Source organism: Sphaerochaeta sp. UBA5849 (assembly GCA_002432715.1).
Classification (GTDB): Bacteria; Spirochaetota; Spirochaetia; order Sphaerochaetales; family Sphaerochaetaceae; genus Sphaerochaeta.
In genome coordinates, this window is the sequence record DJGJ01000048.1 from 1 (window position 1) to 11,162 (window position 11,162).

The window sequence follows — 11,162 nt, forward strand, 5'->3', positions numbered from 1 at the left end:
TTAGTGTCAAAAATATTGGAAGGATTGTTGCACCGAGAACACCGGTATTTGATCCACTTTGTATAGTAATTTTTGCATCAGGATTGTCGTAATCTTCAATGCTGGGCCAGAACTCATCAATGCTGAACAAATCAATGATTCCTACTCAAGGATGAGTAACTGTACTCAAAAAGAAGGTTTTACTGTCGTCCGAGTTTTCCAACTCCCGGCGCAGATAGCACAGCTCAAGGATTTGTCCTGGGCGGACTCTGCCTCCAACATCCTGTTCCTCAGGCCTCCGGGACTGGGAAAGACTACCTTGGCTGTCGCCCTTGCTGTGGAGGCTGTTTCTTCAGAGACCATTATGAAATTGCCTCTCATATTTGCAATCAATACGTAAATGAGGCAGTTACTATCGATATTGACCATACGACGGAGATAGTAACCAGGCAAAATAGTTTTTCGTGAATACCTGCAGAATCCTTTAGCTTGCCACCAATCTGTTGACAGGTTCATACGTCTTTGTCGTGAAAACAACTGGTTTGTCTCTGAAGTCGATATCCACGCTAGAATCGAGGCGTATGAGAAAGTTGAAGCTGCGGTAGTGTTTGAAGATGGTATGAGTTGATATGCCGTTGCAAAGCAAGCTCATCAGAGAGATTCCTGTTCTTTTGCATTGAAGAATACGTTCTTTATGATGAGAATGCAGAGTATCATGCACAGAGCTCCAAGCAGTACATTTGCCCTGAATCCATGCAAGGTGTATACCAGTTTGGCCAAATAATTTGTTCCTACCATTCCTATGCTGACACCCATTGCCATGCGAGGAATCAACGCCCCTCTTTCTTGCTTGTATTTCAGTGCGCTGATGACATACATCAAGCCGGTGAACAAATCAAACCCAAAATAGAAGAAAAACAAAGAAAGATAGAGCATTGGACCAGCGGGTTTCATGATAAACACAAGGGAGAGGGTTGCGACCGCAAGACCCAAGAGGGTGCTTTTCCTTTTTCCAAATCGGGTACTTGCAAAGAGTATGAAAAAAGCCGAGAGAATGGAACCCAGCCCCATGACGGTATAGTATAAACTGATTCTTTCTCCAGCTATCCCCAAGTCTGAGAGATAAATGCTGTAGAAATTGCTCACAAACAGGATGGGAGCAGGAGATAGAATCGCCATGATGACAAGCAGGCGTGTCTTTGGTCTACTCTCACGAATGAGCGAAGTATCTTTGGCTCTTCGAGGTATTGGATACGTCGAATCTGCCGTCACTAAAAAAAGGATGCTTGCAGCTGACATGAGAGCTGATAACAGTACGTACAATAATCGAGGACCGAATAAGACATACATCTTATAACCGGAGAACGGGGCAATAAAAAAAGCCAGGGCAAAGGAGAATTTTAGTATGGCGCTCCCCAATGTGGCTTTCTCATCCCCGACAATCATCAAGACAAAGTTCGGCATCATTGCCAGTATGATTGAATAACCGACTCCTGCAAGGAGTTTTGCCGCGGCATACAGAAACATGTTTTCAGAAAAGGCGATTCCAATCATACCTGCTGCATAGAAGGATGTGCCAATGAGAATCGTCCTCAATAAGCCTAATTTTGCTGATAGCTTGCCGAAGAGCGGTACTGCTATCCCGACCATGAAGTAGCCTGTATGCAGCAAAGAGATGTTCTCAGAGGGGATGCCGTAGCGCAAAGCGATGGTAGGCCCGATTGCGAACATCAGCGCAAGGTCATAGACTGCCAAGAACTGAATGATGAAGACGCTTGCGAGAAGCAACGGTCGGTGAATTGGATGAGTCCTCAAAGTAAAACCTCTTATAGCCCCCAAGAGAAAAACTATTTTTCCACTTGGGGGCCTCTAATAGACTTATGCTAATTAATTCTTACAGCATCTCTTTGAGCAATCAAACAGAGTTCAGCAGCTTTGAAAGCATGATCTTGCGTCATGGCGTTTTCTGTTCTGTTCAAACAGTCAAGGATGAGACTACCGAAATAAGGATAGCCGACCTTTCCAGCTACATCAAGGTGGTACTCTTTAGTATCGTCGACAAGATACACGTGGTCGGTTCCTCCCTCCCTGCCGATATCGATGTATTTACGGATCTCTATATACCCCCTCGTGCCCAAGATAATGGTGCGACCATCACCCCAAGTGGGCAGTCCATCGGGCGTGAACCAGTCAACCCTGAAATAGTTCGTAGTACCGTTGTTTCCCACCAGCATGGCATCCCCGAAATCATCAAATCCCGGATGATCTGGGTTGGCGTAGTTGGCTATCTGACTTTTTACTACCGTTGCATCTTCTTCAGATGCGTAAGAGAGGTATTGCTCAATCTGATGAGCGCCTATGTCACAAAGAATTCCACCATAGTGTTCTTTTTGCCAGAACCAATCGGGTCTATCCCAACCTTGACGAATTCCCAGACGATGAGGCCCAAGCCCGATGACCTGAATAACCTTCCCAATTGCCCCCGTATCGATCAATTGTCCAGCATACACAGCTCCTTCAACATGCAGACGCTCACTATAGTAGACCATGTACTTTTTACCGGTCTGTGTTACAGCCTCTTTTGCCCGATCAAGCTGTTTCAAAGTGGTCATGGGCGCCTTGTCTGTGAAGTAATCCTTGCCATGGTTCATCACCCTGATACCCAGATCACAGCGTTTTGAGGGTATGGCGGCTCCTGCAACCAAAGCTATCTCCTTGTCTTGCAGGATCTGATCTTCATTGTCGACCACAGTCGCACCTGGATAGGCAGCGGCGAACTTTTCTGCACGTTCTCGATCGCAGTCGAAGACATATTTCAAGGTACCCCCTGCTTCTGTCAGCCCATTGCACATCCCATAAATATGCCCGTGGTCCAGTGCCGTTGCTGCAAATATGAAATCACCCTTGTTACATACCGGATCTGGTTTTCCAGATGGTGCATAGTTCATTCCTGATGCTCTGTTTGTAGTACTCATATCGTGTTCCTCATATGTTATTGTAGATGTTTACTGCACCTTATACGTTTGGCTTCTTGTAATTACTTCCAAGAGTAATTTCATAGTCTCCCTGATCAGCTACGGAATTTTTTTTCTCAAAAAATCTCGGAGCTACTTTTAAGATTTCTTTTACCGAATAAAAGGGATCTTCCTTGCCAAGAGGAAAGGATACATGCTTTTGTTCAGTGGCTGCTTTATAGATACCCATTATGAGCTCAATAGCGTTTCTCCCATCCTGAGAGCTGACAAGAGGCTCCCTGTTCTGTTCGATGGCACCAAGCATATCTTCAATCTGTCCTTCATGGCCTTGATGAGGCAATTCTCCGAGCTCCTCTAATCTTCCCTTGATTGTATTCACCAATTGTTCGTTTGTATTCGGAAACCCATTTGGGGAAGTGATGTTTGCAGCGATTTCCAAAGGAGCAGAGATACGTGCCGCACTGCCTTGAAGGATGATTTCCTGTTTTTCTCCGTGGTGGATCACCGAGCTGGTTACCTGGGCAAGAGATTTATCGTTATAACGAAGAAGAGCCATAGAGATGTCTTCCACCTCTGAGTTGTCATGGGCTAGGTTAGCCATCATCGCAGTCAGTTCCTTGGGCATCCCAGTAAGCCAGAGCATCATGTCGATATGATGCACGGCATGGTTCAATGTGCAACCACCACCTTCTTTTTCCCAAGTACCTCTCCACCAGAGATCATAATAAGGATACCCTCGCCACCAGTAGGAATTAATCTGTGTATGGAGAAGTTTTCCTATCAGACCCTCATCAAGGACTTTCTTCATATTCCAAACCGGGCTGCGAAAACGATTCTGAGCTACAACCGAGAGTTTGGCAGTGCTTGCTTTTTCTACCTCAAGAATGGTATCACACTCTTGTAGTGAGCTAGCCATCGGTTTTTCAAGAAGCACATTCACTCCTGCTTGTAATGCTTGTATGGCAAGGTCCTTATGCGTAAAAGGGGGTGTGCAGATACTAACCAGCTGAACCTCCTGCTCCTCCAAGAGCGTCTGTAAGCTGTCATAAATGGGCACAGACAAATGTTCCTTTTCTATCCTCATCTGAGCCTTGTCACGATTGATATCAACCAGAGCTACAATCTTGCACCTTTGAGGAAAAGCCTTGTATCCGTCGATGTGAGCTCCGCTGATGTTTCCAGCCCCGATGATTGCTACGTTTATCATAGTATTTTCTCCTTGTGGTAGGTACCATATTGCTATTTGTGCATTGCCCGAACACAAGAGACTAGTTCTTGAGCTTCATCCATACTTGATGGGGCAATCTGTAAAATGGTTCGTTTATCCTGCAGGAAATCCCGATTGTCTTAATACTCCTTCGCATCAAGGCGCGTCATGATAATCTTGTCTCGAAAAATATTCTCGTTGCTTTTGAAAATCTCTAATGGGGTTGGTTGGTTTGGATCTGCTTCAATGTGGACGACGAGAAGATTTTTCATCGAACAAAGCTGTGGAAGGATATGGGTCCCAAGTCCATGTATGTTCACAAGTACGCCCTCATAGTGTTCGAGTACTTTCTGGCTGTAAGGTAGACCATACCGTTCATACATATTCCAAATCCTGTGATGACCCCTCCATCGATTGCATATACACAAGAAAATTGGTTTTCAAGACTCCAAAGAAGCACATTACCGCACTTGTTCAGAAGACTGTGTACATCATTTTCACGGCCTCATATATACCCAGAAAAAGATTGTTGCCTCTCATTGCATTGGCAATATCAAGAGGCGATTCTGCACCTCTGAGTGAGGGTATTGGATTAGTTTTGTGTGTACAGGTCATGCTGTCAAGGAGCATCTTATAGTGTGGGTTGTTTTCCTCCAACTCTAAGGTGGAAATTTCATCCAGTGACTCTAGAATGGGATGGTGATAACTGGTATCGCCACCGTAGGATACGCTTCCTCCAAAAAATGAGCTATGTTCCGCAATTCCATAGAAAGATTTTTTTGAGGGAAGAAGATTGTCATTGATAGTCCGGTTATCCCATACCGACGCATGGCTTTTGATGTTTAAGTACATGTATTCCTTCCACTGTCTTGGAAAATCATAGCCCTCTAGTGGGATATATCCACCCTGTTCTGTTTCCCATGTACTGGTCCTGGTAATGATGGGTGTTCCTTTTTCAGAAGAGAAGAGTCGCTTATAGCGTTCAGGCTTCTTCTCGGGCAGCTGTTTGTCTCTCATGTTCCTTCTTATCCTTTTATTCCGCTTTTAACCGTTCCCTCAACAAGATATTTTTGGAAGAAGATGAAGATTGCCAGCACCGGGATGATAGATAGGGTAGACATCGCAAGCATGCTTCCGTATTCACTGGCACTTTCAGGATCAAGAAACAGTCTGAGCCCCAAGGATACCGGGAACTTCTTGGTTGTGTTCATGAATATCAGTGGGTTGAAGAAATCCTGCCAAGACCAGTAGAAGGAGAAAATCGAACTGGTGATCAATGCAGGAGTTACATTGGGCAGCAGCACCAAAAACAAGGTTTGAAGCTTGTTGCATCCATCAATCTCTGCAGCTTCATCCATAGCAATCGGTATGCCTCGAAAGAACTGCATGATAAGAAAGATGAAAAACGCCGATCCAAACAACCAAGGCAAAATCATTGCTAAACGATTATCAATCAGATTAAGATATTTAAATATGATGTATTGAGGAACTATCATTACTTGGGGAGGAATCATCATGGTTACCATTACACAGGCAAAGAAAATTCTGGATCCTTTGAATTTCAGCCTGGCAAAGGCGTAGCCCGCTAGAAGTGAGGAAAAAACACCACCTAAGGTCGAGATGGATGCTACAAGCAGGCTGTTGAGGATGAACACCCAAAAACCTACACCCAAGATGCCTTTCCATCCGTTGCTGTAATTATGTCTGATATCCCATGTCTTTGGGATCAAACTTGTTGCAGTGATAAAGATTTCATTATTAGCCTTGAAGGAGCTCATGAGCATCCATAGAAGGGGATAAATCATGGTGATGGCTATCAAAATGGCCGCAGTATGATACAGAATCTGATATGTTCGCTTTTGAGATATCATTTATTTACCCTCTTTCTGTTCGTAGAACACCCATTTGTTCTGAGTCTTGAAAATAAATGCCGATATCAAGGCTATGATTACAACCAAGATCCAGGCAAGTGCACTGCTGTAGCCCATATCAAGATATCGGAAAGCTCGATTGTAGAGATTCAATACGTAAAAGAGAGTGGCTTTGTTCGGTCCTCCCTCGGTGATGATGTATCCTTCGTTGAACACTTTGAAACCATTGATGATTTGCAACATGAGATTGAAGAAAATGGTAGGAGTGATGATCGGAAGGGTAATTTTTAGAAATCTCTGTACTGGGTTTGCTCCCTCGATAAGTGCGGCATCATAGAAAGTTCTGGAAATCTGTTTGAGAGCTGCCAGAAAGATGAGCATCGATGAGCCGAATTGCCAAATTCCCATCAATACGATTACCAGCAGAGCTGTATTCTCATTGCCCAACAGAGAGGTTTTCATGGGAATTCCTATCTGGTTGAGCCAAGTCATGATTACTCCTGGATTTCCAAAAATCTGTTTCCAGATGATTGAAACAGCTACACTGCCACCTATTACCGATGGTATATAGAAAATGGTTCTATAGATACCGCTAGATTTGCTTGGGATGGACAAGAGCAATGCAATAACAAGGGCAACAACAAGACGAAGCGGTACGACCATTAGGACATAGCTGAATGTGATTTTCAACGACAGCCAGAAATCGGGATCATTAACAAGCCGTACATAGTTAGCTGCACCGATGAACCTAGGTGGACTGAGCATATTAAATGAAGTAAAAGAAAAATAGAGCGAAGAAAGCATAGGAATTAAAAAAAGAAGGAAGAAGCCAAATAACCAGGGACCCAAAAGAAAATATGCCAGTAGATTTTGCTCTTTATGAAGTGACCCGCTTTTCATCATGTTCTCCTCGAATTGAACATTGTGCATGGAGAGACAAGCCCTATCCCTATGACAGCTGTAGGGTTTTCTTGTAGGGTCAAAGAGCCGGAGTTGAATACCGGCTCTTTGCCTCAGCTATTATTAATGTAAAAATTTAATTGTTGTTTCTTACAAGGATTTCTGTAAAATCCTTATAAGCCTTTTTCGCCGCTTCATCCACAGTAATCTTCCCGGAGAGCAACTCTTCGAGGATGATTGTGGCATGGTCACTGACTTCGAAGGCCCCATTAGGATCAATAGGAGGCATTGGGCCTGAGTGCTCCTGCAGGTATGCAAAATATTCAAATGTATTCTGTTGCAAGGCTGTCAATTCTTTCTGTTTCAGATAATTCTGCACAGCTATAGATGCAGGGAATCCACGCTCTGTTCCTTGTACCTCTGCAACTTCCTCTGAGTTAAGCCACCAATTGATGAACTGAGCTGCCTTTTTTGCTGTAGCTTCATCTGCTTTGGCCGAGACGGAGAATGATAAGCCTGGGATTGCCCAGTTGACATCTTCACCGACACTACCGTTTCTATAGGGAACCGGGAGTAGCTTGAGGCTCTGATTACCAGTCCAGCCAGGCATAGTGTTGGAATCATATTTGAATGCCGCTAGATTCTGTGCTAAGAAAGATTGCTCAGAAGGAATCTGTTTTCTTGTTGCATTCACATCCGGGGTGTAGACACAACCGTTGTCTACCATTCTCTTCCAATGACTGTAAAATTCCAATAATGGGGTATAATCATCAAAAGCCAAGCCGGTGCCATCTTCATTGAAAATTTGGTAGCCCTGTTGCAAAAGCATCAACTGCATCTGCATCCAATGGTTGGAATATCCATCGATTGCATAGTTTCCGGTTTTCTTGGTGTACTCAATCGCTACTTTTTCATAGTCGTCCCAAGTCCAATCTTTCGAGGGCATCTGTATACCCGCCTCTTGGAGTGCTATAGGATTACATACAACAGCTCTGGCACTCATGGAAAGAGGAATCGTGACAAGTTTCCCTTTGTAGTATCCAGTTTTCAGCAGGTTTTCTTCGATGGTGCTAATATCCAAGGTTCCATCTTCAACATAGGGTGTCAAATCGAGAAGCAGATTGTTGTCTGCATAGGTTGGAATGTAGCTGATATAGAACTGCATGATGGTCGGAAGTTTGCCGCCGGCTGCTTGGACAGCTATCTTTTCCCAGTACCCTCCCCAACTGTTCGGCTGGAAAGTAAATGATGTACCTGGGTTCATCTCTGCAAATTGTTTGCTCAATTGCTGGGTGTAGGCATGTCTGCCTTCTGCTCCCCACCACCCGAAAGAGAGTTCTATCTCTTTTGCAGTATCAGCCTTTTCTCTCACACCGGTAGCCATCACATTTGTTGTGAGTAAAAGTAACATACAGATGATCATCACAATAGACATACATCTTGTATTACCTCTTTTTTTCATAATGCCCCTCCTTTGGAGTATTGATATGTTCAAGTATAGTTGGTTGATTTGAGAAGAGAATTCAAAAAACAGACTTTTTTGTGCAAAAATCCTAACGCTTTTACAATGGTTCCCCTCCTCATGGTATACTTTGAACGATTTGATAAGAGGGCAGGATGGGATTAATCGAACGGTACTCAAACTTCATCTCGATACGAAAGAAGATCATTTTTGTGGTAGCAATATCAATTTTTATCACACTTTTGATTACCCTTGGTCTTTTTTACACGGTGATGGAGTTCAACAATCATCAGCTATTCGAACAGGTAACCACGAACATTCTCTTGGCAACGGAGAATCTGAGTCAAAAATTAACAACCATCCAGCAATTCTCCAGTATCATAGTGTCAGACAAGGAGATTCAAAATCTACTCATCGACCTTAAGGACGTGGGTGGTTATAACTCTTTGGTGAACGCCATAGATGGAATAAGTACCATACTTTCTATTTATTATGATCAGCTTCAGAATTTCCATGTGCAATACATCTTGATTGATGGACAGGAAATGGTTGCTCAGTCCTATACTCCAAAAAGCCACATTTTGCCCAAGGAGATAAAGTCGGATCTTCTTGCTAGAGCACAAGACTCCTATGGAAGTTTTTATGTAACTGAGTACAGCGAGGATTATGGAATATTTCTTGTGTACCCGATACGGAGATTTGAGAAACCCAGATTCGACTATCTTGGGACGCTGATTATTGCCATTGATCCTCAGCAACTCTTTAGCAGGATTGTCCCAGAGCATATGAACCTGAATGAGATTAAATACGTACTGTTTGATTCAACTTTCAACACCATATTTTGTTCTGATGCTTTATTTGATTCTTCACAGCTCCATAGCATCGATTACAAGAATAAAGATTACTCGATCCTTGGCAATTCGGATGGTCCTTATATGGTCATAGGTCGTGATATTTTCCTGCAGTGGAAGTTATTTACACTTTTACCTTATAAAGAGATACTAAAAACCAGCAATCTGCTGAGGCTTCTTCTGATTCTCATTGTATCGGCTGTGGGCCTGCTCTCGGTCAGGATTACCTACAACATACTTAGGAACTCATTCTCCAAACCAATTCATGAGCTCGTGGTCAATATGAAGACTTTCGGTAATTCCATTGAACCGCTTGCATCCATCAAGGACCACTTTATCAATAGGAAAGATGAAATAGGAGCTTTATATTCAACGTTTGAAAAGATGACCAAGGATATCCTGCAACTGGTGGAAGTAAACTACAAGAATGAGCTTTTGTATAAGGAATCACAATTGCGATATCTTCAGACTCAGATACATCCCCATTTCCTTTTCAATACATTGGACTCAATCAACTGGCGTGCTAAGCTCGCAGGTGATTCTGTGACAACAGAGATTATTGAATCCTTGTCCTTCCTGCTCCGGGGAAGCTTGAGTGAGAAGAAGTATTTTACAATGAGAGAGGAGATTGAACTTGTAAAACACTATTTGAATATCCAGCAAATCCGTTATGGCGATCAACTGACCTATATACTGAATTGCAGCGAAGTTTTCTATGACTTCTGTTTTCCCCACATGGTATTGCAACCAATTATTGAGAATGCAATCAGGTATTCATTGGAGATCGATGGGGAACAATGCCACATCCAAATTTCTGTACAAAGAGATGCTGATGAGTTGAAAGTCAGAATCCAGAACAGTGGATCCCAATTTGAGGATGACTTTCTTCATAAGTTGGAACAGAAAGAGGTCGAAGTCTCGGGATTCGGTATTGGATTGCTCAATATCCAACAAAGAATCCAGCTTACTTATGGAGAATCCTATGGGTTGAAGCTCTACAATAATCAGGAGAATGCTGTCGTCCAGATCACAATACCTTGCATAAGGAAGGAGGAAGTAGATGCTCAGAATGATGATTGTTGATGATGAACACATAATACGGGAGTCCTTGAGTACGTTGATAGATTGGACCGCATTGGGAATAGAAGTGGTCTCCGTGTGTAAGAGCGGGATGGAGGCCTATGAATCAGTCATAGATGATTACCCTGACATCATTCTTACCGATATTCAAATGCCGGGTTATTCGGGTCTACAATTGATCGAGCGACTCTTCAAGGATAACGCCCAGATTGAGTTCATCATCCTCTCCGGTCATGATAATTTCAGATATGCAAAAGAGGCAATGCGGTATGGAGTACGACACTATCTGCTCAAGCCATGCAAGAATGCAGAGCTCATCGATGCGGTGAAGGACGTCTGTGCCGTTTGTCGTCAGAAAAAGCGAGATCTTCCTTTTGGCAACGATTTTAAGCCAAAAATCCGAGAATTAATCGAATATGTCGATCAGCACTACATGGATGAAAACCTGACACTCAAAAAGGTGTCTGAGCAGCATATCTTCCTTAGTCCCGACTATGTAAGCAAGCAGTTTCAGAAAGAGGTAGGCATGAAGTTCTCGACCTACCTCAATCAAAAGAGAATGGAAGTGGCAAAACGGCTTCTATCCCGCAATTTTGATTACAAGGTATATGAGGTGGCCGAACTGGTCGGCTGTGGGAACAACCCACAGTATTTCAGCCAGCTTTTCAAAAAATATACAAAGATGACTCCAAAGCAATATATGCAGCAAAGGAGCCTTTGACCGCTGTTACCGATTGAGAAATCGTATGGCATAGATGAGTACCCAATCTTGAACATTTGCCCAAGAATCAAGGAATTTACATCGTTCATCGTTGATTGAGCATAGATAGAGGCAGG

Annotated in this window: 10 protein-coding genes; 3 read left to right on the plus strand and 7 right to left on the minus strand. The window is 43.3% G+C overall.

The features are described 5' to 3' along the window. The first annotated feature begins 151 nt into the window (after positions 1-151). A complete protein-coding gene (locus tag B3K89_RS08270) occupies positions 152-379 on the plus strand; it encodes an ATP-binding protein (protein ID WP_345907250.1) in 228 nt (75 codons plus the stop codon). A gap of 251 nt (positions 380-630) precedes the next feature. Here B3K89_RS08270 and B3K89_RS08275 read toward each other — a convergent pair whose 3' ends face one another. The 7 genes from B3K89_RS08275 to B3K89_RS08305 all read right to left on the minus strand — a co-directional run bounded on the left by B3K89_RS08275 (position 631) and on the right by B3K89_RS08305 (position 8,394). Then, positions 631-1,794, minus strand: coding sequence for an MFS transporter (locus tag B3K89_RS08275; protein WP_345907251.1), 1,164 nt, complete (start codon positions 1,792-1,794; stop codon positions 631-633). A gap of 68 nt (positions 1,795-1,862) precedes the next feature. Continuing rightward, positions 1,863-2,954: a Gfo/Idh/MocA family oxidoreductase gene (locus B3K89_RS08280; RefSeq protein WP_345907252.1), complete on the minus strand. Its 1,092-nt coding sequence runs from the start codon at positions 2,952-2,954 to the stop codon at positions 1,863-1,865. A 40-nt stretch (positions 2,955-2,994) separates the two neighbouring features. Beyond that, positions 2,995-4,161, minus strand: coding sequence for a Gfo/Idh/MocA family oxidoreductase (locus tag B3K89_RS08285; protein ID WP_345907253.1), 1,167 nt, complete (start codon positions 4,159-4,161; stop codon positions 2,995-2,997). A 474-nt stretch (positions 4,162-4,635) separates the two neighbouring features. Then, a complete protein-coding gene (locus B3K89_RS08290; protein WP_345907254.1) occupies positions 4,636-5,178 on the minus strand; it encodes a hypothetical protein in 543 nt (180 codons plus the stop codon). A gap of 8 nt (positions 5,179-5,186) precedes the next feature. Beyond that, positions 5,187-5,981 carry a carbohydrate ABC transporter permease gene (locus tag B3K89_RS08295; RefSeq protein WP_345907255.1) on the minus strand — a complete coding sequence of 265 codons (795 nt, stop codon included), beginning with the start codon at positions 5,979-5,981 and terminating at the stop codon, positions 5,187-5,189. 51 nt (positions 5,982-6,032) lie between these two features. Further along, complete coding sequence (locus B3K89_RS08300) at positions 6,033-6,932, minus strand: sugar ABC transporter permease (RefSeq protein WP_345907256.1); 900 nt, start codon at positions 6,930-6,932, stop codon at positions 6,033-6,035. A 136-nt stretch (positions 6,933-7,068) separates the two neighbouring features. Continuing rightward, entirely contained in the window at positions 7,069-8,394 is a 1,326-nt protein-coding gene (locus B3K89_RS08305) for an ABC transporter substrate-binding protein (RefSeq protein ID WP_345907257.1), read from the minus strand. 155 nt (positions 8,395-8,549) lie between these two features. Here B3K89_RS08305 and B3K89_RS08310 point away from each other — a divergent pair, with 155 nt between their 5' ends. Next, complete coding sequence (locus tag B3K89_RS08310; protein ID WP_345907258.1) at positions 8,550-10,328, plus strand: sensor histidine kinase; 1,779 nt, start codon at positions 8,550-8,552, stop codon at positions 10,326-10,328. Next, entirely contained in the window at positions 10,306-11,046 is a 741-nt protein-coding gene (locus B3K89_RS08315) for a response regulator transcription factor (protein ID WP_345907259.1), read from the plus strand. Before B3K89_RS08310 ends, B3K89_RS08315 begins: the two co-directional genes overlap by 23 nt. The last annotated feature ends 116 nt before the right edge of the window (positions 11,047-11,162 follow it).

What these genes read in the sequence shown, in the direction of transcription:
- B3K89_RS08270 (WP_345907250.1), top strand. Translation starts at nt 152, where the DNA reads ATGAGTAACTGTACTCAAAAAGAAGGTTTTACTGTCGTCCGAGTTTTC.
- B3K89_RS08290 (WP_345907254.1), bottom strand. Translation starts at nt 5,178, where the DNA reads ATGAGAGACAAACAGCTGCCCGAGAAGAAGCCTGAACGCTATAAGCGA.
- B3K89_RS08310 (WP_345907258.1), top strand. Translation starts at nt 8,550, where the DNA reads ATGGGATTAATCGAACGGTACTCAAACTTCATCTCGATACGAAAGAAG.
- B3K89_RS08315 (WP_345907259.1), top strand. Translation starts at nt 10,306, where the DNA reads ATGCTCAGAATGATGATTGTTGATGATGAACACATAATACGGGAGTCC.
- B3K89_RS08300 (WP_345907256.1), bottom strand. Translation starts at nt 6,932, where the DNA reads ATGAAAAGCGGGTCACTTCATAAAGAGCAAAATCTACTGGCATATTTT.
- B3K89_RS08285 (WP_345907253.1), bottom strand. Translation starts at nt 4,161, where the DNA reads ATGATAAACGTAGCAATCATCGGGGCTGGAAACATCAGCGGAGCTCAC.
- B3K89_RS08280 (WP_345907252.1), bottom strand. Translation starts at nt 2,954, where the DNA reads ATGAGTACTACAAACAGAGCATCAGGAATGAACTATGCACCATCTGGA.
- B3K89_RS08305 (WP_345907257.1), bottom strand. Translation starts at nt 8,394, where the DNA reads ATGAAAAAAAGAGGTAATACAAGATGTATGTCTATTGTGATGATCATC.